Annotated in this window: 24 protein-coding genes and 1 pseudogene; 13 read left to right on the top strand and 12 right to left on the bottom strand. The window is 63.4% G+C overall.

Features of this window, described 5'->3' with window-relative positions:
* Positions 1–105: 105 nt before the first annotated feature.
* Complete coding sequence (radA, locus tag AK81_RS07080; RefSeq protein WP_043197834.1) at positions 106–1,476, bottom strand: DNA repair protein RadA; 1,371 nt, start codon at positions 1,474–1,476, stop codon at positions 106–108.
* A 177-nt stretch (positions 1,477–1,653) separates the two neighbouring features.
* Between radA and mscL the strand changes: the two genes are divergently transcribed.
* Positions 1,654–2,073 (top strand): large-conductance mechanosensitive channel protein MscL, encoded by a 420-nt coding sequence (gene mscL / locus AK81_RS07075; RefSeq protein ID WP_043197833.1) that lies wholly within the window; start codon positions 1,654–1,656, stop codon positions 2,071–2,073.
* 115 nt (positions 2,074–2,188) lie between these two features.
* Here mscL and AK81_RS07070 read toward each other — a convergent pair whose 3' ends face one another.
* A complete protein-coding gene (locus AK81_RS07070; RefSeq protein WP_014592355.1) occupies positions 2,189–2,965 on the bottom strand; it encodes a ferredoxin--NADP reductase in 777 nt (258 codons plus the stop codon).
* A gap of 213 nt (positions 2,966–3,178) precedes the next feature.
* On the opposite strand from AK81_RS07070, the gene AK81_RS07065 reads away from it, so the two are divergent.
* A complete protein-coding gene (locus AK81_RS07065) occupies positions 3,179–3,886 on the top strand; it encodes an autoinducer binding domain-containing protein (RefSeq protein WP_043197830.1) in 708 nt (235 codons plus the stop codon).
* A gap of 95 nt (positions 3,887–3,981) precedes the next feature.
* A complete protein-coding gene (locus AK81_RS07060; protein WP_043197829.1) occupies positions 3,982–5,106 on the top strand; it encodes a methyltransferase in 1,125 nt (374 codons plus the stop codon).
* Between the two features lie 118 nt (positions 5,107–5,224).
* Here the strand turns inward: AK81_RS07060 and AK81_RS07055 are convergent, their stop codons facing one another.
* From AK81_RS07055 to AK81_RS07045, 3 genes are read right to left on the bottom strand one after another with little or no spacing between them, the layout of a single operon-like run.
* On the bottom strand, positions 5,225–5,380 hold the full coding sequence (locus tag AK81_RS07055) for a DUF2474 domain-containing protein (RefSeq protein WP_043197828.1): 156 nt from the start codon (positions 5,378–5,380) through the stop codon (positions 5,225–5,227).
* Positions 5,381–5,389: 9 nt separating this feature from the next.
* On the bottom strand, positions 5,390–6,397 hold the full coding sequence (gene cydB / locus AK81_RS07050) for a cytochrome d ubiquinol oxidase subunit II (RefSeq protein ID WP_043197827.1): 1,008 nt from the start codon (positions 6,395–6,397) through the stop codon (positions 5,390–5,392).
* Positions 6,398–6,400: 3 nt separating this feature from the next.
* Positions 6,401–7,837 (bottom strand): cytochrome ubiquinol oxidase subunit I, encoded by a 1,437-nt coding sequence (locus AK81_RS07045; protein ID WP_043197826.1) that lies wholly within the window; start codon positions 7,835–7,837, stop codon positions 6,401–6,403.
* Between the two features lie 357 nt (positions 7,838–8,194).
* Between AK81_RS07045 and AK81_RS07040 the strand changes: the two genes are divergently transcribed.
* Positions 8,195–9,424: an MFS transporter gene (locus AK81_RS07040; protein ID WP_043197825.1), complete on the top strand. Its 1,230-nt coding sequence runs from the start codon at positions 8,195–8,197 to the stop codon at positions 9,422–9,424.
* A 13-nt stretch (positions 9,425–9,437) separates the two neighbouring features.
* Here AK81_RS07040 and AK81_RS07035 read toward each other — a convergent pair whose 3' ends face one another.
* Positions 9,438–9,917 carry a GNAT family N-acetyltransferase gene (locus AK81_RS07035; RefSeq protein ID WP_050491848.1) on the bottom strand — a complete coding sequence of 160 codons (480 nt, stop codon included), beginning with the start codon at positions 9,915–9,917 and terminating at the stop codon, positions 9,438–9,440.
* 199 nt (positions 9,918–10,116) lie between these two features.
* Between AK81_RS07035 and AK81_RS07030 the strand changes: the two genes are divergently transcribed.
* From AK81_RS07030 to AK81_RS07015, 4 genes are all read left to right on the top strand, one after another.
* Positions 10,117–11,412 (top strand): NCS2 family permease, encoded by a 1,296-nt coding sequence (locus AK81_RS07030; protein ID WP_043197822.1) that lies wholly within the window; start codon positions 10,117–10,119, stop codon positions 11,410–11,412.
* A complete protein-coding gene (gene trmA, locus AK81_RS07025) occupies positions 11,409–12,494 on the top strand; it encodes a tRNA (uridine(54)-C5)-methyltransferase TrmA (protein WP_043197821.1) in 1,086 nt (361 codons plus the stop codon). The genes AK81_RS07030 and trmA overlap by 4 nt, the downstream gene beginning before the upstream one ends.
* 57 nt (positions 12,495–12,551) lie before the next feature.
* Positions 12,552–13,457: a LysR family transcriptional regulator gene (locus tag AK81_RS07020; protein ID WP_043197820.1), complete on the top strand. Its 906-nt coding sequence runs from the start codon at positions 12,552–12,554 to the stop codon at positions 13,455–13,457.
* Between the two features lie 103 nt (positions 13,458–13,560).
* A complete protein-coding gene (locus AK81_RS07015) occupies positions 13,561–13,995 on the top strand; it encodes a cupin domain-containing protein (protein WP_043197819.1) in 435 nt (144 codons plus the stop codon).
* Positions 13,996–14,029: 34 nt separating this feature from the next.
* Here the strand turns inward: AK81_RS07015 and pcaG are convergent, their stop codons facing one another.
* Together pcaG and pcaH are read right to left on the bottom strand one after the other, a co-directional pair.
* On the bottom strand, positions 14,030–14,635 hold the full coding sequence (gene pcaG, locus AK81_RS07010) for a protocatechuate 3,4-dioxygenase subunit alpha (protein WP_043197818.1): 606 nt from the start codon (positions 14,633–14,635) through the stop codon (positions 14,030–14,032).
* Between the two features lie 10 nt (positions 14,636–14,645).
* Positions 14,646–15,365, bottom strand: coding sequence for a protocatechuate 3,4-dioxygenase subunit beta (gene pcaH, locus AK81_RS07005; RefSeq protein WP_043197817.1), 720 nt, complete (start codon positions 15,363–15,365; stop codon positions 14,646–14,648).
* Between the two features lie 200 nt (positions 15,366–15,565).
* On the opposite strand from pcaH, the gene ypfJ reads away from it, so the two are divergent.
* The 3 genes and pseudogenes from ypfJ (at position 15,566) to AK81_RS30750 (ending at position 18,681) form a co-directional block, all read left to right on the top strand.
* A complete protein-coding gene (gene ypfJ, locus AK81_RS07000; RefSeq protein WP_043197816.1) occupies positions 15,566–16,465 on the top strand; it encodes a KPN_02809 family neutral zinc metallopeptidase in 900 nt (299 codons plus the stop codon).
* 296 nt (positions 16,466–16,761) lie between these two features.
* Positions 16,762–17,826, top strand: a pseudogene (locus tag AK81_RS30755) (methyl-accepting chemotaxis protein); the annotation flags it as partial.
* Positions 17,818–18,681, top strand: a complete 864-nt coding sequence (locus AK81_RS30750; RefSeq protein WP_430297887.1) for a methyl-accepting chemotaxis protein — start codon at positions 17,818–17,820, stop codon at positions 18,679–18,681. The pseudogene AK81_RS30755 and the gene AK81_RS30750, both read left to right, overlap by 9 nt.
* A 145-nt stretch (positions 18,682–18,826) precedes the next feature.
* Here AK81_RS30750 and ggt read toward each other — a convergent pair whose 3' ends face one another.
* The 3 genes from ggt to AK81_RS06980 all read right to left on the bottom strand — a co-directional run bounded on the left by ggt (position 18,827) and on the right by AK81_RS06980 (position 22,256).
* Positions 18,827–20,494 carry a gamma-glutamyltransferase gene (ggt, locus tag AK81_RS06990; RefSeq protein ID WP_043197814.1) on the bottom strand — a complete coding sequence of 556 codons (1,668 nt, stop codon included), beginning with the start codon at positions 20,492–20,494 and terminating at the stop codon, positions 18,827–18,829.
* Between the two features lie 117 nt (positions 20,495–20,611).
* Positions 20,612–21,508, bottom strand: a complete 897-nt coding sequence (locus tag AK81_RS06985; RefSeq protein WP_043197813.1) for a LysR family transcriptional regulator — start codon at positions 21,506–21,508, stop codon at positions 20,612–20,614.
* Positions 21,509–21,665: 157 nt separating this feature from the next.
* Positions 21,666–22,256 carry an NAD(P)H-dependent oxidoreductase gene (locus AK81_RS06980; RefSeq protein ID WP_043197812.1) on the bottom strand — a complete coding sequence of 197 codons (591 nt, stop codon included), beginning with the start codon at positions 22,254–22,256 and terminating at the stop codon, positions 21,666–21,668.
* Between the two features lie 163 nt (positions 22,257–22,419).
* Here AK81_RS06980 and AK81_RS06975 point away from each other — a divergent pair, with 163 nt between their 5' ends.
* Positions 22,420–22,734: a putative quinol monooxygenase gene (locus AK81_RS06975; RefSeq protein ID WP_043197811.1), complete on the top strand. Its 315-nt coding sequence runs from the start codon at positions 22,420–22,422 to the stop codon at positions 22,732–22,734.
* Here AK81_RS06975 and AK81_RS06970 read toward each other — a convergent pair.
* Entirely contained in the window at positions 22,724–23,488 is a 765-nt protein-coding gene (locus AK81_RS06970) for a sulfite exporter TauE/SafE family protein (protein ID WP_043197809.1), read from the bottom strand. The genes AK81_RS06975 and AK81_RS06970 overlap by 11 nt on opposite strands.
* A 77-nt stretch (positions 23,489–23,565) precedes the next feature.
* Here AK81_RS06970 and AK81_RS06965 point away from each other — a divergent pair.
* The coding region (locus AK81_RS06965) for a LysR substrate-binding domain-containing protein (RefSeq protein WP_043197807.1) at positions 23,566–24,287 on the top strand (722 nt) is incomplete at its 3' end.

Here is a 24,287-nt window from a genome sequence, read left to right as displayed (position 1 = left end):
CTATCGCCGGCAAGCCAGCTCCCACAGGATACTCACTGCCCTTGAAGGCTGTGCTGTACCTGTGGGAGCTGGCTTGCCGGCGATAGGGCCGGTACAGGCTATAAATTACTCGAACAGTGCATCCAGAGCCTGTTCCAGGCGAGTGACGGCAATAACCTGCAGCCCCGCGGGCGACTCTTTCGGGGCATTGCCCTTGGGCACGATGGCCCGCTTGAAGCCATGCTTGGCCGCTTCCTTCAGCCGCTCCTGGCCACTGGGCACCGGTCGCACCTCGCCTGACAGGCCGATCTCGCCAAACACCAGCAGCCCATGGGCCAGTGGCCGGTTGCGCAAGCTGGACATCACTGCCGCCAGCAACGCCAGGTCCGAAGCCGTCTCCAGCACCTTCACCCCGCCCACCACGTTGAGGAACACGTCCTGATCATGGGTGGGGATACCGCCGTGGCGGTGCAGCACCGCCAGCAACATGGCCAGGCGGTTCTGGTCCAGGCCCAGGGTTACCCGGCGCGGGTTGGCCAGGTGGCTGTCGTCGACCAGTGCCTGTACCTCCACCAGCATGGGCCGGGTGCCCTCCCAGGTGGCCATCACCACACTGCCCGGCACTTCTTCCTGGGCACGGTTAAGGAAGATCGCCGACGGGTTGGACACCTCTTTCAGGCCCCGGTCGGTCATGCCGAACACGCCCAGTTCGTTGACCGCGCCAAAGCGGTTCTTCACCGCTCGCAACAGGCGCAGGCGACCGTCCGACTCACCTTCGAAATACAACACGGTATCGACCATGTGCTCGAGTACCCGCGGGCCGGCCAGCGAACCTTCCTTGGTCACGTGGCCGACCAGGAAGATCGCCGTGCCGCTCTGCTTGGCGTAACGCACCAGCAGCGCCGCGCTCTCGCGCACCTGGGCCACGCCGCCGGGTGCCGACTGCAACTGCTCGGTGAAGATGGTCTGGATCGAGTCGATCACCATCACCCGCGGTTTCTCGACGCGTGCCGTGGCAATGATGGTTTCGATGCAGGTTTCGGTCATCACCTTGAGCTGGTCCTGTGGCAAGCCCAGGCGCCGCGAGCGCATGGCCACCTGCTGCTGCGACTCCTCACCCGTGACATACAGGGCCGGCATGCCCACGGCGATGTTGCACAAGGTCTGCAGCAGGATGGTCGACTTGCCGATGCCAGGGTCGCCACCAATCAGTACCACCGAGCCATCCACCAGGCCGCCGCCCAACACGCGGTCCAGTTCGGTGCTGCTGGTGGTGAAGCGCGGGATCTCCTCGACGCTGACTTCGGCCAGGGTCTTGATCTGCGCTTGCTGCCCGGTCCAACCGGCGCGGCCGCTGCTGGGCGCAGCGGCACCGCCGCTCTCGATCATGGTTTCGACCAGGGTGTTCCAGGCCCCGCATTCGCCGCACTGGCCGGCCCATTTAGGGAAGGTCGCGCCGCACTCGGTGCAGCCATACAAGCGCTTGGCCTTGGCCATTGGGTGGGGTCTCCTGGAAAAAACCGCCATGATAGCCGAGCCGGACGTGTCTCGAACGCTTCGGGATGCGACAAAACTATTCGTTCTAAGCGCAGTCACTACCCCTGAACACAACGCATGAAGCGTTTTAGTGGCTTACACTGCGTTAACCTTACCTTTTGTTACAAGGAACCAAACATGGGCATGATCAGTGAGTTCAAGGCCTTCGCGGTCAAAGGCAATGTCGTCGACATGGCGGTCGGTATCATCATCGGCGCAGCCTTCGGCAAGATCGTCTCGTCCTTCGTCGGAGACGTGGTCATGCCGCCGTTGGGCCTGTTGATCGGGGGTGTGGACTTCAGCGACCTGGCGATTACCCTGAAAGCTGCCGAAGGTGACATTCCGGCGGTGGTGCTGGCCTATGGCAAGTTCATCCAGACCGTGATCGACTTCGTGATCGTTGCCTTTGCCATCTTCATGGGTGTGAAGGCAATCAACAGGCTCAAGCGCGAAGAAGCCGTGGCGCCGACTGTACCGCCTGTGCCTTCGGCTGAAGAAACCCTGTTGACCGAAATTCGCGATTTGCTCAAGACGCAGAACCAGAATCGGCTGCCCTGAGATTGCCGGGGGCGCTGTGGGAGCGGGCATGCCCGCGAAGAATCCAACTCGGTGGATGGCACCGGCTTCGCCGGTGTTCGCGGGCATGCCCGCTCCCACAACGGCCCCAGTGGTCTTACCAGTAGTTTTCCACAGCCACCTGCCCCGGCCGCTTGCTCAGGCTCAGTTGCAGGTCACGCGCCTTCAGCACCTTGCGCGTCTCGTCGATCATCTCCGGGTTGCCGCACAGCATCACCCGCGAATGCTCCGGCGACAGCTCCAGTCCTGCTGCCTTCTCCAGCTCGCCGTTTTCGATCAGCGTGGTAATGCGCTGGTTCAACGCCCCCGGGTGCTGCTCACGGGTCACCACCGGAATGAACTGCAACTTGCCGGCGTACTCAGCCAGGTAGTCGCGCTGCTCCAGCCCGGCGATTTCATCCACGTAGGCCAGCTCTTTGGCTTCACGCACCGAATACACCAGCTTGATGCTGTCGAAACGCTCCCAGGCCTCGAAGTCCTGCAGGATCGACATGAATGGCGCAATGCCGGTGCCGGTCGCCAGCAGCCACAGGTCGCGGCCACCCACGAAGCGGTCCAGGGTAAGGAAGCCGAAGGCCTGGCGGTCGATCAGCAGGGTATCACCCGCCCCCAGCCGGCTCAGCTCACTGGTGAACTCCCCGCCTGGCACCACGATGGAGAAGAAGTCGAGGTGCTCGTCATGGGGTGCGCTGACCATGGAATACGCGCGCCACACCACGCTGCCATCGGCCTTGGTCACGCCCAGCCGGGCGAACTGGCCGGACCGGAAGCGGAACCCCGCATCGCGCGTAACCCGCAGGCTGAAGAGGTTCGGCGTGAGCGGCTGAACATCGAGCAGGGTCTGGCGGGTGAACTTTTCGGCGCTAGCGGTCATATCGGGCTCCAGGTTTGACGTGCGCACAGTGTCGCGCAAAGTGGCCCGGATAAAAACCACTGCTTTGTAGGGCCTCATCGAGGGCGATCGTGCCGAAGTTGCAGAGAAACGTGAGCGCTATAGCAAAAAAAACCAAACGTCATGGTAGGTCTTTTCCTACAATGATGCGGGTACCCAAATGGATTGGATCCTATCCCCCCAGGAGTGGTTCAGATGCTTCACTGGAATCCCGAACACCTTCATGCGTTCGTCAGCGAACGCAGCCCACGGAAGCTGTTTGACATCGCGGTACATCTGGCACAAGACCTGGGTATGGATTACCTCGGGCTGAACATGCGCATCCAGATCGCCACGCAGACACCCAGGGTGTACCTCTACAGCAACTACCCGGATGAGTGGATCGAGCGCTACCAGCGCGATGAGTTCTACAAGCAGGACCCGGCCGCCAACGTCAGCCACAGCTCTACCATGCCGGTGCTATGGACCGACGATCTGTATCGTGAAGCACCGCAGTTTCGCGAAGCAGCCTGCCAGCACGGCTTGCGTCATGGCTGGACGCAGTCACTGCACGACCTGCAGCACAACGAAAGCCAGATCAGCGTGGCCAGGCCAGCCGAAGAGATCAACATCGTCGAGCTTTATGACAAGGCCGGCAGCGTGCAGTGGCTGTGCCATACCCTGCATGCAGTACTCGGCGAACACCACCTCAATGCACTGTGCCCACCGCAACCGAAAATGAGCGAGCGTGAACTGGAAGTGCTGAAATGGTCGGCCGCCGGCAAGACCGCAGCCGACGTGGCCTGCATCCTGTCACTGTCGCAGAGCACGGTTAACTTCCACATCCGTAGCGTGATCACCAAGACCAACGCCTCCAACAAGGCCGGCGCCATCGCCATCGCCGCCATGCGTGGCTGGATCTGACCGTCAAACCTGCGACCTTGGGCAAAGCCCTGTAGAATCGCCCGGCAAAGCCCGGGGCGAACCGCAACGGGCAGTTTATACCCGAGCCAGACGCCATGCCCCTGTTGACCACCCCCTACGCCGAACTCGACCTGATCCGCCAGCCGGAGCAGGCAAACGACCCGCTGCAGGCTTTCGATGCCGCCGACGAGTACCTGCTTGCGCAGTTGCACGAACAGGCACCCGACGCCAACTGCCGGGTGCTGGTGCTCAATGACAGCTTCGGTGCCTTGGCGGCCAGCCTGGCAGGCCGGCTGCAGGTGGTCAGCAGTGGCGATTCGCACCTGGCGCACCTGGCCCTGGAAAAGAACCTGGCGCGCAACGGCTTGCCGTTCGACAGCGTGCCGTTCGTACCGGCCAGCGAACACTGGCAAGGCCCGTTCGACCGGGTGCTGGTGCGCGTGCCCAAGACCCTGGCCTTGCTTGAAGAACAACTGATCCGCCTGCAGGGCCACCTGGCGCCTGGCGCGCAGGTGATTGCCGGGGCGATGGTCAAGCACTTGCCACACGCAGCCGGCGACCTGATGGAAAAGTACATCGGCCCGGTGCAGGCCTCGCTGGCACAGAAAAAGGCCCGCCTGCTGACGGCAACGCTGGCCGAACGGCCGGTCGCCCGCTCGCCCTACCCTAGCCGCTACCGCCTCGACGCGCCGGCGCTGGAACTGGTCAACCATGCCAACGTGTTCTGCCGTGAAGGCCTGGATATCGGCACCCGGGCGTTCCTGCCGCATTTGCCACGCGACCTGGGCAACGCACGGGTAGCGGACCTGGGCTGCGGCAATGGCGTGCTGGCAGTTGCCAGCGCCCTGGCCAACCCGGATGCCCAGTACACGCTGGTCGACGAATCGTACATGGCGGTGCAATCGGCGCAGGAAAACTGGCAAGCCGCGCTGGGCGAGCGCCCGGCGACCTTCATCGCAGCCGATGGGTTGGCCGGGGTGGAGAAGCAGTCGCTTGACGTGGTGCTGTGCAACCCGCCGTTCCACCAGCAGCAGGTGGTGGGCGATTTCCTTGCCTGGCGCATGTTCCAGCAGGCGCGTGAAGCGCTGGTGGTGGGTGGGGCGTTGTACATCGTGGGTAACCGGCACCTGGGTTACCACAGCAAGCTGGCGCGGTTGTTCCGAGGGGTGGAGCAGGTGGCGGCGACGCCCAAGTTTGTCATCCTGAAAGCCCGCAAATAAGAGCCCGCGCCGCCCCTGTGGGAGCGGGCTTGCCCGCGAACACCGGCAAGGCCGGTGCCATCTATCGCGTCGTCTGCTTCGCGGGCACGCCCGCTCCCACAGGCGCCCCCCGCTGTTCTCAATGGGTGGTAAGGCCCGCAGCCCCCATGAACAATCGCATCACCCACGCCGCCACACCCAGGGCCGCAACGCTCATTGCCCAGATCAGCAGCAGCCAACCCAGTCGCTGCCACAGCGGTTTCTTCTCTTCAAAGCCATGTTTGCCGGTCATCATGCGGCCCTCCTAGTGATAGCCGTCTTCATGGGTCACCTTGCCGCGGAACACGTAGTAGCTCCAGAAGGTGTACATGAGGATGAACGGCAGGATGAACAGTGTGCCCACCAGCATGAAGCCCTGGCTTTGCGGTGGCGCTGCGGCATCCCAGATCGAAACCGACGGTGGGATGATGTTAGGCCACAGGCTGATACCCAGGCCGCTGTAGCCGAGGAAGATCAGCACCAAGGTGAGCAGGAACGGCGTGTAGTTCGCATTGCGCGCCACCGCCTTGAGCAACCCGTAGAAGGTCACCAGTACCAGCAGCGGCACCGGCATGAACCAGAGCAGGTTAGGCATGCTGAACCAGCGGTCGGCGATCTGTGGATAAGCGATCGGTGTCCACAGGCTGACAATACCGATCACCACCAGCAGTACCAGCGCCAGCGGCCGCGCCATGTCGTGCATCTTCTTTTGCAGCGGCCCTTCGGTCTTCATGATCAGCCAGGTGCACCCCAACAGGGTGTAGGCAACGATCAAACCCACGCCACAGAACAGGCTGAACGGGGTGAGCCAGTCGAGGGTACCACCGGCAAAATGCCGATCGACCACTTTGAAGCCTTCGAGGAAGGCGCCCAGGGCCACGCCCTGGAAGAAGGTGGCGACCAGTGAGCCCCCGATGAACGCCTTGTCCCAGATATGCCGCTTGTCGGCCGTGGCCTTGAAGCGGAATTCAAAGGCCACGCCGCGGAAGATCAAGCCCATCAGCATCAGGATAAGTGGCAGGTACAGGGCTTCAAGTATCACTGCATAGGCCATCGGGAACGCCCCGAACAGCCCGGCACCACCCAGGATCAGCCAGGTTTCGTTGCCGTCCCACACCGGGGCGACGGTGTTCATCATCACATCACGGTCCTGCTCGCCCTTGACGAAGGGGAACAGCATGCCGATCCCCAGGTCGAACCCGTCCATCACCACGTACATCATGACGCCGAAGATGATGATCACGGCCCAGATCAGCGGAAGGTCGATACCCATGGTTCAGTCCTCCTTGCTCAGGCTGGCAGTCTTGGCTTCATGGCCATCATCGGCGGCAGACAGCGGCCGCGCCGGCGTGCGTTTCTGGCCAGGGCCGCCCGGTGTGTGCTCGTCGCCTTCGCCGGTCTGCGGCCCTTTGCGCACCAGGCGCATCATGTAGCCAAGGCCGGTGCCGAACAGGGCGAAGTACACCACCACGAACGCCACCAAGGTGAAACCAAGCTGGGCGTAACTGTGATTGGACACACCGTCCGCCGTGCGCATCAGGCCATACACCACCCAGGGTTGGCGGCCGATCTCGGTGGTGAACCAGCCGGCCAGCAATGCGATCAGCCCGGAAGGCCCCATCCATAGCGCCGCATACAGGAACGGGCGCGAGGTGTAGAGGGTGCCGCGCTTGCGCAGCCAGAGGCTCCACAGGCCAACGAAGATCATCAGGAAACCGAGCCCGACCATGATCCGGAACGACCAGAAGACAATGGTCGAGTTGGGCCGGTCCTCGGGCGGAAACTCTTTCATCGCCGGCACCTGCTTGTCCAGGCTGTGGGTCAGGATCAGGCTGCCGAGCGCCGGGATCTCGACCTTGAAGCGCGTGGTCTCGGCCTTCATGTCGGGGATACCGAACAGGATCAGCGGCGTCGGCTCGCCAGGCACATTCTCCCAGTGGCCTTCGATTGCGGCGATTTTCACCGGCTGGTGCTTGAGCGTATTAAGGCCGTGGAAGTCGCCGATCACCGCCTGTATCGGGGCAACGATCAACGCCATCCACATGGCCATCGACAGCATCTTGCGCACCGCCGGGTTGTCACGACCGCGCAGCAGGTGCCAGGCCGCCGAGGCGCCGACGAAGAATGCAGTGGAAACGAACGCGGCCGTGGCCATGTGCATCAGCCGGTAGGGGAACGATGGGTTGAACACCACCGCAAACCAGTCCACCGGCACTACCCGGCCATCGATGATCTCGTGACCTTGGGGGGTTTGCATCCAGCTGTTGGAGGCCAGGATCCAGAACGTGGAGACCAGCGTACCGATTGCCACCATGACCGTGGAGAAGAAGTGCAGGCCGCGGCCGACACGGTTCCAGCCGAACAGCATGACACCGAGGAAACCGGCTTCAAGGAAGAAGGCAGTGAGCACTTCGTAGGTGAGCAGCGGGCCGGTGACAGCGCCAGCAAAGTCGGAGAAGCGGCTCCAGTTGGTACCGAACTGGTAGGCCATGACCAGGCCCGAGACCACGCCCATACCGAAGTTGACGGCAAATATCTTTGACCAGAAGTGATAGAGGTCACGATAGACCTGCTGGTGGGTCCGCAGCCAGAGGCCTTCGAGGACTGCCAGGTAGCTCGCCAGGCCAATGGTGATGGCCGGGAACAGGATGTGGAACGACACGGTAAAGGCAAACTGCATTCGGGCGAGCTCTAAGGCCTCTATTCCGAACATGGTGCTTCCTCTTCAGATAATCCGGCGTCCGGGCTTGTGGCCCCAGTCGCCCACTGCCCCCACTTGGTCGAGTACGGCGCGTTGGAATTGTTCTGTTCGATCGCAGGGATTCCGGCCCAGAGGGCCCATTCGTTGAACAAGCTGTTGCAAAAGCAACGATTGACCCAGATCAACGAATGCTAGGAAGCATAGTCCCGAATAGACCGGCGGGCCGTGTGGTTGTTTGCCGCGTGACCGGTTGCCCCACCCTCTTTCATAACGCGTGAAAAAGTGCCGACCTGGGCAAACAGTAACCGCTTGTTACAAACAGGTGATACGCTGCGCCCCCCTCTACTGCGCCGAGGCCCCTGGTTTCCGATGTCCGATTCCGCACCGCAGTTGTTGCGTCACCACCGCCCCTTCCTGGCCTTCTGGCTGGCCCGCGTTTTCACTGCCAGCGGCTTCCAGATGCTTACCGTGGCCATTGGCTGGCACCTCTACCAGTTGACCGGCAATGTGCTGGACCTGGGCCTGGTCGGCCTGGTCGAGTTCGCCCCGCGGGTGCTGTTCATGCTGCACACCGGGCACGTGGCCGACCGCTATGACCGGCGCAAGGTCGCCGCCCTTTGCCAGAGCCTGCAGGGGCTGATCGCCCTGGCGCTGGCAGTGGGCAGCGCCACCGACAATGTCACCCGCGAGCTGATCTTCGCCCTCGCCTTCCTGCTGGGCGCCACGCGCTCGTTCGAAATGCCGGCAACCCAGGCGCTGTTGCCTAACGTGGTGCCGCCCGGGCTGTTCCCGCGGGCGGTGGCGGCGTCAGCGTCGGCGACCCAGTCGGCAACCATCGTGGCGCCGGCGGTGGGCGGCTTCCTGTATGCATTCGGCAGCATCTGGGTGTATGGCCCCACCGTGGCCCTGTATGCCATCGCCTGCGTGCTTACCCTGAGCCTGCAGGCACGCGGCCAGGTGGTGCAGCGCGGGCGGGCGAGCATCGAATCGCTGCTGGCCGGCATTCGCTTCATCCGCAGCCGGCCCGACATCCTCGGCGCCATTTCGCTGGACCTGTTCGCCGTACTGCTGGGTGGGGCCACCGCGCTGCTGCCGGTGTTCGCCAAGGACATCCTGCTGACCGGCCCGCTGGGCCTGGGCCTGCTGCGCTCGGCGCCGGCGGTGGGGGCGTTGGCCATGTCGCTCTGGCTGGCACGCTTCCCGTTCGAGCGCAACGTCGGGCGGACCATGTTCACCGCAGTCGGCGTGTTCGGCGTGGCCACCATCGCCTTCGGCCTGTCGACCTCGTTCTGGTTCTCGCTGGCGGTGCTGGTGGTGCTTGGCGCGGCAGACATGATCAGCATGGTCATTCGCAGTTCGTTCGTGCAGTTGGAGACACCGGACGAAATGCGCGGGCGGGTGAGCGCGGTCAACGGTTTGTTCATTGGTGCCTCGAACCAGCTCGGCGAGTTCGAATCGGGGGTAACGGCGCACTGGTTTGGCACAGTGCCGGCGGTGGTGATGGGCGGGGTGGGCACGCTGGTGGTCACTGGCGTGTGGATAAAAATGTTCCCGACACTGGCCAAGCGCGATCAACTGCACAGCAAGCCCATCGACTGAGCGCCGAGGCCGCTCAGAGCATCAAGGTCATGCAACGTTCATGGCCGCTGCGGGCTGGGTAGCCATCGCCACTGTCCATCCAGCCGGTGGCGCGGTACAAACCCAGCGCCGAATGGTTGTCGCGGTCCACCGACAATTGCAGGCATTCGACATCCGGCCACATCGCGCGCACCACTGCCGGCAAGGCCTGCATGCACCCACGCCCCAAGCCACGCCTCTGCAACCGTTTGTCGACCTGCATGGCCGTTATCATCGCCGCATCAGGCTTGGCCCAGGTTGGCAGAAACGCCCCGCGCTGAAGCAACAACAACCCCTGCGGCACGCTGTCGAGCACGATCACCAGCGCACGTCGGTGATCGCTTTTGCAGTTGAGCAGCAGATACAACGCACTGGCCACATCACCAGCATGGCGTTGCTGATCTGAGTGCAGCTGGATATCGAGCAATTGAGCGCGCTGGGCGCGGTTCAGGTCACGGTAGTCAATCAGCTGCACAGCGGTGCTCCCACGAAGCCGCATGCCGCACGGCGCAGAATCGGCAGTATATCGCGACATTGATTACCGCTCACCGAGCATGCTGGTATGATGCGCGGCTTTTTTCCTCCCCACACAAAACCACGGCAACCGGTACGGTCTGTGCTTTGCTGATGGGGTCGATACATTCATGGCGCCGGGGGCGCCTTGGGGAGCGGGCATGCTGGAAAGGCTGTTTCAACTAAGAGCACACAACACCAACGTGCGCACCGAGATTCTCGCGGGCGTCACTACCTTCCTGGCCATGGCCTACATCCTGTTCGTGAACCCGAGCATCCTCGGCGAGACCGGCATGGACAAGGGCGCGATTTTTGTCGCCACCTGCCTTGCGGCTGCCATCGGCTCCACCACCATGGGCCTGATTGCCAACTACCCGATCGCCCTGGCGCCGGGCATGGGCCTGAACGCGTTCTTCACCTACACCGTGGTGCTGCACATGGGCCACACCTGGCAAGTGGCGCTGGGCGCGGTGTTCCTGTCGGCAGTGATGTTCTTCCTGCTGTCGATCTTCCGCATCCGCGAATGGATCGTGAACAGCATCCCGCTGCCGCTGCGGTCGGCGATTGCTGCGGGTATTGGCCTGTTCCTGGCGTTGATCGCCCTGCATAACGCTGGCATCGTCGTCGATAACCCGGCCACCCTGGTTGGCCTGGGTGACCTCAAGCAGCCAGCGCCGATCCTCGCCACCCTGGGCTTCTTCCTGATCGTCGGCCTTGAGTCGCTGAAAGTGCGCGGCGCCGTGCTGATCGGCATCCTGGCAGTGACCATCGCCTCGATCGTGATGGGCGTTACGCCGTTCGCCGGCATTGTCTCCATGCCGCCTTCGCTGGCGCCGACCTTCCTGCAGCTGGACATCGCCGGCGCGCTGGACGTGGGGCTGGTCAGCGTGATCTTCGCCTTCCTGTTCGTCGACCTGTTCGACAACTCCGGTACCCTGATCGGCGTGGCCAAGCGCGCCGGGCTGATGGGCAAGGACGGCCACATGCCGAAGATGGGCCGCGCACTGATCGCCGACAGCACCGCGGCCATGGCCGGTTCGCTGCTGGGCACCTCGACCACCACCAGCTATATCGAGTCCGCTGCGGGCGTGAGCGCCGGTGGCCGCACCGGCCTGACTGCCATCGTGGTTGCCGTGCTGTTCCTGCTGGCGTTGTTCTTCGCCCCGCTGGCCGGTAGCGTGCCGGCGTTCGCCACCGCTCCGGCGCTGCTGTTCGTCGCCGTGCTGATGGCTTCGGGCCTGGCAGAAATAAACTGGGACGACGTCACCGAAGCCGCGCCGGTGGTAGTGACCGCCCTGGCCATGCCGCTGACCTACTCGATCGCCAACGGCATCGCCTTCGGCTTCATTTCCTGGACCGCCGTCAAGCTGATCTCCGGCCGCCACCGCGACCTGAACCCGGCCCTGGTGATCCTTTCCATCCTGTTCGTCATCAAGCTGGGCTGGTTCAACGCATGAGTGCTGCTTTCGACCCCTCCTCCTACGCCACCCAGCTGGACGCCAAGGTGGCCCGGCTGCGCGAACTGCTGGCGCCGTTCGGTGCGCCGGAACCGGCCGTTTTCGACTCGCCGCGCGAGCACTACCGCCTGCGCGCCGAGTTCCGCCTGTGGCGCGAGGAAGGCCAGCGCCACTACGCCATGTTTGCCCCGGGCGACAAGCACAAGGCGATCCTGATCGACGATTTCCCCATTGCCAGCCAGCGCATCAATGCACTGATGCCGCGCCTGAAGGCGGCCTGGCAGGCCAGCGAGGAACTGGGCAACCGCCTGTTCCAGGTGGAGTTCCTGACCACCCTGGCCGGCGATGCGATGATCACCATGTGCTACCACCGCCCGCTTGACGAGGCCTGGGAAGCGGAGGCGCAGCAGCTGGCTGAAGCGCTGGGCGTGAGCGTCATCGGCCGCTCCAAAGGTAAGCGCCTGGTGATCGGCCGCGACTACGCGGTGGAAAAACTCGACGTGGCCGGCCGTGTGTTCAGCTATCGCCAGCCAGAAGGCGCGTTCACCCAGCCCAACGGCGCGGTGAACCAGAAGATGCTGAGCTGGGCCTTCGAGGCCATTGGCGAGCGCCAGGACGATCTGCTGGAGCTGTACTGCGGCAACGGCAACTTCACCCTGCCGCTGGCCACCCGCGTGCGTCAGGTGCTGGCAACCGAAATCAGCAAGACCTCGGTCAATGCCGCGCTCAGCAACCTCGACGAGAACGCTGTGGATAACGTGCAGCTGGTGCGTTTGTCGGCCGAAGAGCTGACCCAGGCGCTGAATGAGGTGCGGCCGTTCCGTCGCCTGGAAGGCATCGACCTGAAAAGCTATGACTTCGGCACGGTGTTTGTCGACCCGCCGCGCGCGGGGATGGACCCGGACACCTGCGAGCTGACCCGGCGCTTCGAGCGGATTCTGTACATCTCCTGCAACCCCGAGACACTGGCGCAGAACATCGCCCAGCTGCAAGATACCCACCGTATCGAACGCTGTGCGCTGTTCGACCAGTTCCCGTATACCCATCACATGGAAAGCGGGGTGTTGCTGGTCCGGCGCTGATCCGCTACCCGGTGGGGCCTGCAAGGCGCCACCGGGCGCTTCAGGAGAGCTGTGCCGATGGACCAGTTAAACGCCATGCAGGCCTTTCGCCGGGTCGTCGACCTCGGCAGCTTCAGTGCCGCCGCCAGCCAGGCAGGCCTGTCCCACACCGTGCTGTCACGCCAGGTGAAACAGCTGGAACGCCAGCTGGGCACACAACTGCTCACCCGCACCACCCGCCGCCTGCACCTGACCGAAGCCGGTACGCTCTTCTACCGCCACTGCGTGCAGATCCACGAGCAGATGCAGGCGATGACCCTGGAGTTGTCCGAGCATCAGCTGCAACCCACGGGTACCCTGCGCCTGGGCGTGGCAACGGCGTTTGGCGAGCTTGAACTAGGGCGCTGGCTGCCGGACTTCGTCGAGCGCCACCCGCGCCTGCAGGTCGAGCTCAATTGCAGCGATCGCTTCATCGACCTGCTGGAAGAGGAAATCGATGTTTGCCTTCGGATAACCGATCATCTGCCCGACTCCAGCCTGGTAGCCCGCCTGCTGGCGCACAGCGAGGTGCTGCTGGTAGCAGCGCCACGCTACCTGGAACGCCACGGCACACCGACGTCCCTGGAAACGCTTGTTGAGCATCCCCTGCTCGGCTACAGCAACCTGCCTCACCCACAGCGGCTGCATCTGACCAGCCAGGAGGGTGAACAGCGCAACATCCTGATGCCCCGGCGCCTCAGTGCCAACTCGCCGATGGCCCTGCGCGCGGCTGCCATCGGCGGGCTGGGCATTGCCAGCTTCGATCGCTTCATCGTGCATGACGCCCTGCTGGACGGGCGCCTGGTGCCGGTGCTCAAAGACTGGAAACTGCCACCACGCAACCTGTATGCGGTGTATCCGCAAAGCCGCTACCTGGCACCCAAGGTGAGGGCGCTGCTGGACTATGCACAAACCTACTACGCGCAGTCGCGATGGCAGGCGTGATTTGTGCAAAACACGAACAAGTCATGCGCGTCGATAGGCGTATTTGTGCGGAAACTGTTTGGTTAGGCTTCGTTGCACTGTCACTCAACGAAGGAGCTCTACCATGAAAGCTTTGCAGGCGATTATTGCGGGCGTGGCGCTCGCCACCCTGGCCGCTGGCATCAACGCAGCAGAAGACACCGTGTCAGTACCCGATAGCGCAGCGCTGAAGTGGCAGGACGTACCCAACACCAACGGCGCAGTCAGCTACGCCAACGTTGAAGGGGATATTTTCGGCAAGGGGCCTTACTCGGCCTATGTGAAATTCAAAAAAGGTACTGACAACGGTCTGCACCAGCACAGCCAGGCACTGCCGACCGTGGTGCTGAAGGGTACTTTCTACGCGGTGATCGATGGCAAACGCACCGAGTTTTCAGCCGGGTCCTACTACAGGCTGCCGGCCGACCTGGTGCATGAAAGCGGATGCACTGCGGCGGCCGATTGCCTGCTGTTCCAGTACCAGGCCGATGCGTTTGACCTGAAGCCCGTGAACAGCTGATAGTCCGGGGCCGCGTTGCGGCCCCGGGTTTCCATCAGAAGTCGAAGAACACCGTCTCGCCTTCACCCTGAATGCGGATGTCAAAGCGATACGCCGTCTTCCCGTCCACTTCGCAACGCTTGGCAATCAAGGTTTCACGCCGTTGTGGCTGCTCGATCAGGTTGAGCACCGGGCACTTGGCGTTGGCCTGGGCTTCGTCATCGAAATACAGGCGCGTGTGCAGGTGGATGTTGATGCCACGGGCAAACAGGCTGATGTTGATGTGCGGCGCCATCGGTACGCCAGCGGCGTTGTTCACCACACCCGGCTTGACCGTGTGCAGGGTCCACTCACCGGCATCGAAGGTAGTAGCGGTGCGGCCAAAGCTGTTGAAGGCGTTTTCCAGGTTGTAGGCATCCTGGTACTCGCCATTGGCGTCGGCTTGCCACACTTCCAGGAACGAGTCGCGCACCAGATGGCCGTTACCGTCATACACCTGGCCGAGCAGCAGAATGTGCTCGCCTGACGCGTCTGGCTTGGCCAGGCGGTTCCATATTTCCTGGTCGCGGGTCGGGTTGCCGGCCGCTTCCAGGGCCAGGCCGATGTGCACGTAGGGGCCGGCAGTCTGCGAAGGGGTTTCCGGCAGCAGTTCGATTGGCATGGCGGGTTCCTCAGCAGTTTTCGAAGTGGGTCTTGCGCTGGCCGCGCAGCACGATGTCAAAGCGGTAGGCCAGGCAGTCCATCGGGTTGGCGTTGCTCATGTCGAGCTTGGCGATCAACTGCTGCACGGCTTGCGGGTTGGCGATCGACTTGACGATCGGGCACATCGGGATCAGCGGGTCACCCTCGAAGTACAGCTGGGTGATCAGCTTGGTGGCAATCGACGGGCCGCTGATGCCGAAGTGGATGTGCGCCGGGCGCCAGTCGTTCGGGCCGTTGCGCCATGGGTACGGGCCCGGCTTGATGGTGCGGAAGCTGTAGTAGCCGTCGCTGTCGGTCAGGCAACGGCCGACACCACCAAAGTTGGGGTCCAGCGGTGCCAGGTACCGGTCGTTCTTGTGCCGGTAGCGGCCACCGGCGTTGGCTTGCCACATCTCTACCAGAGTATTCGGCACAGGCTTGCCGTACTGGTCGACGACGCGGCCGGCAACGATGATGCGCTCGCCGATCGGCAGGCCACCGTTGTTGAAGTTCAGCAGCAGGTCATGGTCGTGGGCACCGAAGCCCAGGTGGGAAAAGTTCGGACCAGTGGTTTCGCTGATCGACTGTGGAATGCTGACCAGTGCCTGGCGCGGCGAGCGGGCAATGGACGTTTTGTAGTCAGGCGTAAGGGCTTTGGGGTGCCAGTTGCGATCACGGATCACGAAGCGGCTGTTGTCCTGTGCGGGCATGCCGGTTTCCTCTCTTGGAATTATGTGAACGCCTGGGCGTGGCAGGCGGACTTACAGTTTCCGGCAGGTCGCGCGCGATGAATATTGAAATCGACCACTTCATCCATAACCAAATGGTTATGGGTTAACACTTTGGCCTGACGCCTGCCGCTGTCGTGGACTAATCTTTGTCTTCTTGTTTCACGCTCCGGAGAGCATTCATGGAATGGCGAAAAGGCCGACGCAGCGACAACGTGGTCGATGCCCGAGGCGAAGGTGGCAGTGGCGGCGGCGGTGGCATGCGCTTCGGCGGCGGCAAGGGGTTGGGGCTTGGGGCGATTCTGCTGATCGTTGGCATCGGCTGGCTCACCGGGCAGGACCCGTTGCAGATTCTTGGCCAGCTCACCGGCCAGATGGAACAGCAGCAACAGCAAACCGCACCCAGTGGCACAGGCGCCAAGGCGCCACCGGCCAACGACCAGCAGGCCGAGTTCGTTGCCTCGGTGCTGGGCGACACCGAGGACACCTGGAAAGCGCTGTTTGCCGAAGCCGGCAAGCAGTACCGCGACCCCAAGCTGGTGCTGTTCAGTGGCCAGGTCAATTCGGCCTGTGGCTTTGCTTCGGCGGCGGTGGGGCCGTTCTACTGCCCGGCGGACCAGCGGGTTTACCTGGACATGTCGTTCTTCCGCGAAATGGAAACCCGCTTTGCTGCGGCCGGCGACTTCGCCCAGGCCTATGTGATCGCCCACGAGATCGGCCACCACGTGCAGACCCTGCTGGGCGTTTCGGCCAAGGTCGATGCCGCACGCCGCAATGGCCAGCGCATGGAGGGCGACAACGGGCTGCTGGTGCGCCAGGAGCTTCAGGCCGACTGCCTGGCCGGCGTGTGGGCCTACCAGGCGCAAAAGCGCCTGAACTGGCTGGAGCCGGGTGATGTCGAGGAAGCGCTGAACGCAGCCAATGCCATTGGCGATGACCGCCTGCAGCAGCAAGGCCGCGGCCGCGTGGTGCCGGACTCGTTCACCCATGGCACCTCTGCACAGCGGGTACGCTGGTTCAAGGCCGGATTTGCCCAGGGTGAGGTAAACAGCTGCGATACCTTCAGCGCGCGTAACCTTTAACACCCTATGCAACAGGTTGGCGGGGTCATTGTAGGAGCGGCCTTGTGTCGCGAAAGGGCCGCAAAGCGGCCCCGGCAACATCAGCTCTAGCGCTGAAATCCTGGGGCTGCTTTGCAGCCCTTTCGCGACACAAGGCCGCTCCTACACATTTGACGGTATCTTCGTCTTTTGCTGAAAAAGCGTTTCAGCTTCCCTGATCATTGCCGATAACCCCTGCACGAGTCAGCGGGCACCCAGAACAACAACGCCTTGCGATCGAAGATCAAGAGAGCGAAAACTACTTCTGGAGTGCGTGCATGAACAGCTGGTTCGCCAACATCAGCGTCAACCTGAAACTCGGCCTGGGCTTCGGCCTGGTGCTGATCCTCACCGGCCTGCTGGCCCTGACCGGCTGGACCAGCCTGGGCAGCCTGATAGACCGCAGCAACTGGATGGGTGACATCGGTCAGCTCAACAAAGACCTGACCGACCTGCGCATCGCGCGCCTGCAGTACATGATCGCCAATGGCGACGATGCCGCCGCCGCCAACACTCAGACCAAGCTGGATGCCTTCAGCAAGCAGCAGGCCTACCTGGCCAGCACCTTCAAAAGCCCGGACAACGTCAAGCTGCTGAATGAGCTGGGCGCAACCATCAGCGCCTACAAGGTATCGCTGAACAAGATGCGCCAGGGCTACGACGCCACCCGCGCTGCGCGCGTTGCCATGGACAGTTCGGCCACCCGCGCCGACCAGGCCATGGACGCCCTCAGCCAGGAAGTCATGGCGCGCCCAGAGGCCGACAGCGTGCGCCTGGCCCAGTACCAACTGATCAGCAAGGCCCGCCAGCAACTGCTGCAGGTGCGCATCGACGTGCGCGGCTACATTGCCGACAACACCGCCGCCAACGAGCAGGCCGCCCTGCGCCAGCTGGACGCGGCCCTGGCCGATATCGACAACCTCAAACGCCAGCTGCCCGCTGAAGACGCCCGCCTGCAACAGTTCGAGCGCTCGGTAGTGGCCTACCGCGACGCTGTACGCCAGTTCCGCGACGCGGTAGCCGACATCACCACCTCGCGCGCCGAGATGACCGTGCAGGGGGCCGACATCGTCAAGCGCAGTGATGGGCTGTACCAGATCCAGCTGGAACGCCGCGACATCGAAAGCACCCAGGCTCGCAGCCTGCAGGCCATCGCCACCCTGCTGGCACTGCTGGTTGGCGTGCTGGCAGCGGTGCTGATCACTCGCCAGATCACCGGCCCACTGCGTGAAACCCTGCTAGCGGTGGAAAAGATCGCCAGCGGCGACCTCACCCAGCACGTGCGCATCACCCGCCGCGACGAACTGGGCGTGCTGCAGCAAGGCATCGCGCGCATGGGCACCACCCTGCGCGAGCTGATCACCGGCATCCGCGATGGCGTCACCCAGATCGCCAGCGCCGCCGAAGAGCTGTCGGCAGTGACCGAACAGACCAGCGCCGGCGCCAACAGCCAGAAGGTCGAGACCGACCAGGTGGCCACCGCCATGCACGAAATGGCCGCCACCGTTCAGGAGGTGGCGCGCAATGCCGAGCAGGCCTCGCATGCCGCCACCGGTGCCGACGACGAAGCCCGTGCCGGCGACCGCGTGGTAGGCGAGGCGATTGGCCAGATCGAGCGCCTGGCCGAGGACATGCACCGCTCTACCGAGGCCATGAACCTGCTGCAGCAGGAAAGCCAGAAGATCGGTAGCGTGATGGACGTGATCAAGTCGGTGGCCGAACAGACCAACCTGCTGGCGCTGAACGCCGCGATCGAGGCGGCGCGTGCCGGCGAGGCCGGGCGTGGTTTTGCCGTGGTCGCCGACGAAGTGCGCGGCCTGGCCCAGCGCACGCAGAAGTCCACCGAAGAAATCGAAGCGCTGATTGCCAGCCTGCAGGAGGGTACCCAGCAAGTGGCGAACGCCATGCAAGGCAGCCGTACCTTGACCGACAGCAGCGTCGAACTGGCACGCAAGGCCGGGGCCTCGCTGGAGAACATCACCGGCACGGTGTCGAGCATCCAGTCGATGAACCAGCAGATTGCTGCGGCGGCGGAGCAACAGAGTGCAGTGGCTGAAGAGATCAGCCGCAGCATCCTGAATGTGCGCGATGTGTCCGAGCAGACGGCGGCAGCCAGTGACGAGACGGCATCGGCGAGCGTTGAGCTGGCGCGGTTGGGTGGGCAGTTGCAGACACTGGTCAGCCAGTTCCGCGTTTGACCTTGAGCACCTGGGGCCGCTTTGCGGCCCTATCCGACCGGTCCGGCGCCCCGGCAAGGCCGCTCCTACAGGAGATCGCGTTCCCCTGTAGGAGCGGCCTTGTGTCGCGATAGGAGGGCAAAGCCCTCCCAGCGCCCGAACAGGCTTACTTGACGATCATCCCCACCCCACGCCCACGCGGATCGGAAGCGGTCTCAAGCTTCGCCCCGTCCACCCGGATCGCCTGGATATCGCCCATCTCCCAGCCCTGATCCTCCAGCACGTAACCCATCTTCTTCAGCGCATCAGCCACCGGCCCGGTCAGTGGTGCATAGCTGTCAAAGTAGATAGTGTCCTTGGGCAGTAACTGATGGTGCACGCGCTGCGCCGCCACCGCCTTGGCCAGCGGCATATCGTAGTCGTACAGGTTGTTCATCACCTGGAAGATCGAGGTGAAGATCCGAGAACCACCCGGGGTACCGATCACCAGCTCGACCTTGCCGTCGCGGGTCATCAGGCTGGGGCTCATCGAGGACAGCATGCGCTTGCCCGGTTCGATTGCGTTGGCGTCCCCGCCGACCACACCAAAGGCATTCGCCGCGCCTGGCTTGGCGCTGAAGTCGTCCATCTCGTCGTTGAGCAGGAAGCCTGCGCCCTTCACCACCACGCCACTGCCGTAGTCGAGGTTGAGGGTGTAGGTGTTGCTGACCGCGTTGCCCTGCTTGTCGACGATCGAGAAATGCGTGGTCTGGTGCGGCTCCAGGCCCGGCTTGACCTTGTCGGTGTCGGAAATGGCCTTCGGGTTGACCTGCGCGGCGCGCTTGGCCAGGTAGTCCTTGGCCACCAGTTGGTCCACCGGCACCTTGGTAAAGGCCGGGTCGCCAAGGTAGTCGGCACGGTCGGCGAATACCCGCTTCTCGATTTCGGCCAACAGGTGGATGTACTGCGCCGAGTTGTGCGCCACCCCCTTGAAGTCCGCCGCACGGTCTTCCTTGATGCCCAGCAACTGGGCCAGGGCGACGCCGCCAGAGCTTGGCGGTGGTGCGGTGTAGACCACATTGCCACGCCAGCTCACGGCCATCGGCTCACGCCAGACGGCCTTGTAATCCTTCAAGTCTTCTTTGGTGATCAGGCCCTTGTCAGCCTGCATCTGCGCCACCAGCAGGTCGGCGGTCTTGCCTTGGTAGAACTCGCTCACGCCCTTGTCGGCGATGCGTTCCAGGGTCTGGGCCATTTCTGGCTGCTTGAACAGCTCGCCAACCTTCATGTTGCCGAAGTAGTCATTGAAGTTGGTCGCGGTCTTGAACATGCCCTGGGCATCGTTGCGGTACTGGTACTGCTTTTCCGCCACCTTGAAGCCGTTTTTCGCATAGCCGATGGCCGGGGTCAGCAGCTCGCTCCAGGGCAGCTTGCCGAACTTCTGGTGCGCCTCCCACAGGCCCATCACCGTGCCGGGCACACCCGCGGCGCGTACCCCGACCAGGCTGAGGTTTTCGATGACCTCGCCCTTGTCGTCCAGGTACATGTTGCGCGTGGCCGCCTTGGGCGCGACTTCGCGGTAGTCGAGGAAGTACGGCTTGCCGTCGACGAACAGGGTCATGAACCCACCACCGCCGATGTTACCGGCCTCCGGGTAGGTCACGGCCAGGGTGAAGGCGGTTGCCACTGCGGCGTCTACCGCGTTGCCGCCCTTTTTCAGAATATCGGCGGCTACCTGTGCACCATATTGATCGGGCGCAGCCACCGCGCCGCCCTCCAGCGTGGCGGCATAAACCGAGGAACAGCTCAGGATCGCGGCTGCGAGAGCCAGGTACTGGAACGGGACAATACGCATGACACTTCCTTGGTGTTGTTTTTGTTGAGCAGTCAGTAAGGCCGAAGCGTTTCGACTGTGCAATCAACCGTAGGAAATTTCGCCGCCTGTGGACAGGATCTGTCGCGTTCAGGCAACTCAGCAGGCGTACATCGCCAGCTTGCGCTGGATGAAATCGAGAAAGCACTGGATACGCAGGGCCAGCTGGGTGTTGCGGTAGTACACCGCGTGAATTGGCTGGCGGTAGCCGTTGTTGGCCTCGCTCAGCAGCACTTGCAGGCGCCCGGCGCGGATGTCCTCGTGGGTCATGAAGTGCGACAGGCTGACGATGCCCTCGCCGGCCAGTGCCAGCTGGCGCAGGGTCTCGCCGCTGGAGGCGATCAGCGCCGGGCGGATGCTGAAGCGGTCACCCTCGGCGTGGCGCAGCGGCCAATGGTTGAGCGATTCGGGCTGGCTGAAGCCGAGCAGGCAGTGGCTGGCCAACTCCTCGACCCGCTGCGGCGTGCCGTGCTGCGCCAGGTAGGCCGGGCTGGCCAGCACCTGCACCGGGCTGCAACCCAGGTTGCGCGCGTGCAGGCTGGAATCGGCCAGTTCACCGATGCGGATCGCCACATCGGTGCTTTGCTCCAGCAGGTCGATGATCAGATCATCGGTGTTCAGTTCCAGCTCGATGCCCGGGTAGTCGCGACGGAATTCGCCGATCCACGGCAGGATGGCATGCAGCATGAACGGCGCAGCGGCGTTGATGCGCAAGCGCCCGGTGGGCGTCTGGTGGTTCATCGACAGGCGCTCTTCCATCTCGTCCATCTGTTCCAGGATCAGCCGTGAGCGCTCGAGGAAGTAGCGGCCCTCTTCGGTGAGGTCCATGCGCCGGGTGGTGCGGTTGACCAGGGTGGTACCCAGTTTGCCCTCCAGCCGCGACAAGGTGCGGCTGACGGCGGACGGGGTCTGGCCCATCTGCTCGGCGGCGGCAGAAATTGAGCCGCAGTCGATGACGGCGACGAATACCTGGAGCTCTTCGGATCGGGTTTTCACATCTGGGCCTGTGGCTGGTCTGTGCAAGGATTAGATAGCCGGTTGTCGAGGCCAAGTCCAGCGGTGGCTGTACCGGCCTCTTCGCGGGCAAGCCCGCTCCTACACAGGTTGTTGTAGGAGCGGGCTTGCCCGCGAAGAGGCCGGTACAGGCAACAGATTACTGTGCCTTGCCAAACACCTTGTCCAGGTGTGCCTCATAAGCTGCCAATGCCGCCGGCACATCCGGGCGCTTCATCACATCCACCGCCAGGAAGGTCGGCAGGCCGGTCATGCCAAGGAACTGGTTGGCCTTGTGGAACGAGAAATACACGGCGTCTACACCTTTGCCTTCGAAGAAGTCGCTGGGGTCATCGAACGCCTGCTGCGGCGCATTCCAGGTCAGCGACAGCATGTACTGCTTGCCGTGCACCAGGCCACCGCTGCCGTACTTCTGCGTGTGGTCCGAACGGGTCCGGCCATCGTTGGCGTAGAGGCTGCCATGGCCGGCGGTGAAGACTTCGTCGATGTACTTTTTCACGGTCCAGGGTGCGCCCATCCACCAGCCCGGCATCTGGTAGATGATCACATCAGCCCAGAGGAACTTCTCTACCTCGGCCTGCACGTCGTAGCCGTCGTCGATGAAGGTTTGCTGTACATCGAAACCGGCGCGGTCCAGGTGAGCGATGGCTGCTTCGTGCAAGGTCGCGTTGAGGCGGCCTTCGGAGTGAGCGAACTGTTTACCACCATTGAGCAGAAGGATCTTTTTCATGCTGGCCTCCCCGGCCGAATCAAAAATTCATGCCGGCAGGTTAGAGGCTCGCAGGGGCGGGATACAGCGGTGACGGGGCAAAATACAATTGACCTGAAGTCACGAATTGGCATTACATTATTGCCGTAGAATCGATTCACCACCCATCACCGAGTAGCGCCCCATGAGTGAGCAGTTCGCCTTCATCCTCAAAGCCAAGACCCGCCCGGAAATGGCTGATGCCTTCGAAACCCTGTTCCGCCCCTACGTCGAGCCCAGCCGCCAGGAGCCGGGCTGCATCGAGTACCACATGCTGCGCGACCAGCAGGACCCGAGCCTGTTCGTGTTCTTTGAAGTGTGGGCCGACAAGGCGGCGCTGGATGTGCACTCGGCCCTGCCGCACATGACCGCGTTCTTCGAAAAACGCATGGACTACCTGGAAAGCGATTTCGATATCCAGCGGGTCGACATGCTCAGCGTATCAAGCGCTAGCCGTTGATCAGCAAGTGGCCGCCCAGTGCGGCCAGGCCGATGAAGAAGCAACGCTTGAACAGCAACGCGCTGATGCGCTGACGCAACCACTGCCCGGCCAGCATGCCGAGCAGGGCCGGCGCCAGCATCAGCAGCGAAGCCCCCAACGCCTGGCCACCGAGGGCATCCTGCCCGGCCAGGCCAACGGCCAGCGCCAGGGTTGAAACCGTGAACGACAGGCCCAGGGCCTGGATCATCTGTTCACGGCTCAGGCCCAGGCTCTGCAGGTAGGGCACCGCGGGTATCACGAACACCCCGGTTGCCGCCGTGACCACACCCGTCACCAGCCCGCAGACCGGCCCCAGCCAACGCTCGTGCGCCGGCGCCAGGTGCAAGCCCGGGCCGACCAGCCCGTATAGCGCATACACCAGCAAGGCCGCACCCAACGCGTGCGCGGCCCATGGGCCACTGTTGATCCCCAGCCAGGCACTGCCCAGCAAGGTGCCGATGAAGATCAGCGCCAGCATCGGCCCCAGCCGCACCAGCAACGCGCGCAGGTGCCCGCCGCTGGCCAGTTGCCAAAGGTTGGTGAGGGTCGAAGGCACGATCAGCAGCGCAGCTGCCTGCGCCGGTGGCATAGCCAGGCCCAGGAGCCCCATGGCGATGGTCGGCAAGCCCAGGCCGATCACCCCTTTGACCGCGCCGGCCAGCAGGAAGGTCAGCACTACCAGCAGCGAAAGGGCTGGGCCGATGTTCTGGTAGAAAGCAAGCAAGGTCGTCATGGGCGGATGATGGCGGGTTCCGGCCGGCGGGAAAATCTGCCATATACTCAGCCAGCCTCTTGCTATGACAGAGCCACATGCATTTCGACCTGATCGACCTCAAGCTGTTCCAGCACACCCTGGAGTGCGGCAACATCACCGCCGGCGCCAGCCGCAGCCACCTGTCGCTGCCGGCAGCCAGCGCGCGCATCCGCGCCATGGAAGCATCGCTGGGTATCCCGTTGCTGGAACGTAACCGCCGGGGCGTGCAGCCGACACCGGCCGGTCAGGCACTGCTACAGCATGCGCGCCTGATCGCGCAGCAGGTCGAGCGCTTGCAGTTTGACCTGGGCGAGTACGCGCAAGGGCAGCAAGGCCAGGTACGCCTGCTGTGCAACACCGCAGCACTCACGGAGTACCTGCCGGAACTGCTGGCCAGCTACCTGGCTGAAAACCCCGGGGTCAGCGTGGATGTGCAGGAGCTGCCGAGCCTGCGCATCGTGCAGGCGATTACCCAGGGCATGACGGACCTTGGCATCGTTTCGACCGCCGCGCCCAACGAACACCTGCAGACCCGGCCGTTTCGCGACGACCCGCTGGTGCTGGTGACCCCCTTGGGCCACCCGCTGGCCAGTGCGGTCGCGCCCAGTTTCATCGACAGCCTGGTGCATGGCCATGTCGGCCTGGGGGCGGGTAGCGCCTTGGCGTTGTACCTGGAAGAACAGGCACTGCGTGAGGGCCGCCGTATGCACGTACGGGTGCGGGCGGAGGGTTTCGATGGGGTGATCCGCATGGTTGCAGGCGGGGCCGGGGTCGGGGT

It is taken from the genome of Pseudomonas putida W15Oct28, from assembly GCF_000708715.2.
Taxonomy (GTDB): domain Bacteria; phylum Pseudomonadota; class Gammaproteobacteria; order Pseudomonadales; family Pseudomonadaceae; genus Aquipseudomonas; species Aquipseudomonas putida_R.
Note: the sequence above shows the minus strand (reverse complement) of the source record. Positions and strands in the feature narration are given on the sequence as shown.

Excerpts from the sequence above, each read along its gene's own strand:
- AK81_RS07045 (WP_043197826.1), bottom strand. The coding sequence starts at position 7,837 with ATGTTCGGAATAGAGGCCTTAGAGCTCGCCCGAATGCAGTTTGCCTTT.
- AK81_RS06980 (WP_043197812.1), bottom strand. The coding sequence starts at position 22,256 with ATGAAAAAGATCCTTCTGCTCAATGGTGGTAAACAGTTCGCTCACTCC.
- pcaH (WP_043197817.1), bottom strand. The coding sequence starts at position 15,365 with ATGCCCGCACAGGACAACAGCCGCTTCGTGATCCGTGATCGCAACTGG.
- AK81_RS07060 (WP_043197829.1), top strand. The coding sequence starts at position 3,982 with ATGCCCCTGTTGACCACCCCCTACGCCGAACTCGACCTGATCCGCCAG.
- AK81_RS06975 (WP_043197811.1), top strand. The coding sequence starts at position 22,420 with ATGAGTGAGCAGTTCGCCTTCATCCTCAAAGCCAAGACCCGCCCGGAA.
- cydB (WP_043197827.1), bottom strand. The coding sequence starts at position 6,397 with ATGGGTATCGACCTTCCGCTGATCTGGGCCGTGATCATCATCTTCGGC.
- AK81_RS30750 (WP_430297887.1), top strand. The coding sequence starts at position 17,818 with ATGGGCACCACCCTGCGCGAGCTGATCACCGGCATCCGCGATGGCGTC.
- AK81_RS07030 (WP_043197822.1), top strand. The coding sequence starts at position 10,117 with ATGCTGGAAAGGCTGTTTCAACTAAGAGCACACAACACCAACGTGCGC.
- AK81_RS07055 (WP_043197828.1), bottom strand. The coding sequence starts at position 5,380 with ATGATGACCGGCAAACATGGCTTTGAAGAGAAGAAACCGCTGTGGCAG.
- ypfJ (WP_043197816.1), top strand. The coding sequence starts at position 15,566 with ATGGAATGGCGAAAAGGCCGACGCAGCGACAACGTGGTCGATGCCCGA.
- pcaG (WP_043197818.1), bottom strand. The coding sequence starts at position 14,635 with ATGCCAATCGAACTGCTGCCGGAAACCCCTTCGCAGACTGCCGGCCCC.
- AK81_RS07040 (WP_043197825.1), top strand. The coding sequence starts at position 8,195 with ATGTCCGATTCCGCACCGCAGTTGTTGCGTCACCACCGCCCCTTCCTG.
- ggt (WP_043197814.1), bottom strand. The coding sequence starts at position 20,494 with ATGCGTATTGTCCCGTTCCAGTACCTGGCTCTCGCAGCCGCGATCCTG.
- radA (WP_043197834.1), bottom strand. The coding sequence starts at position 1,476 with ATGGCCAAGGCCAAGCGCTTGTATGGCTGCACCGAGTGCGGCGCGACC.
- mscL (WP_043197833.1), top strand. The coding sequence starts at position 1,654 with ATGGGCATGATCAGTGAGTTCAAGGCCTTCGCGGTCAAAGGCAATGTC.
- trmA (WP_043197821.1), top strand. The coding sequence starts at position 11,409 with ATGAGTGCTGCTTTCGACCCCTCCTCCTACGCCACCCAGCTGGACGCC.
- AK81_RS07015 (WP_043197819.1), top strand. The coding sequence starts at position 13,561 with ATGAAAGCTTTGCAGGCGATTATTGCGGGCGTGGCGCTCGCCACCCTG.
- AK81_RS06970 (WP_043197809.1), bottom strand. The coding sequence starts at position 23,488 with ATGACGACCTTGCTTGCTTTCTACCAGAACATCGGCCCAGCCCTTTCG.
- AK81_RS07070 (WP_014592355.1), bottom strand. The coding sequence starts at position 2,965 with ATGACCGCTAGCGCCGAAAAGTTCACCCGCCAGACCCTGCTCGATGTT.
- AK81_RS07020 (WP_043197820.1), top strand. The coding sequence starts at position 12,552 with ATGGACCAGTTAAACGCCATGCAGGCCTTTCGCCGGGTCGTCGACCTC.
- AK81_RS07065 (WP_043197830.1), top strand. The coding sequence starts at position 3,179 with ATGCTTCACTGGAATCCCGAACACCTTCATGCGTTCGTCAGCGAACGC.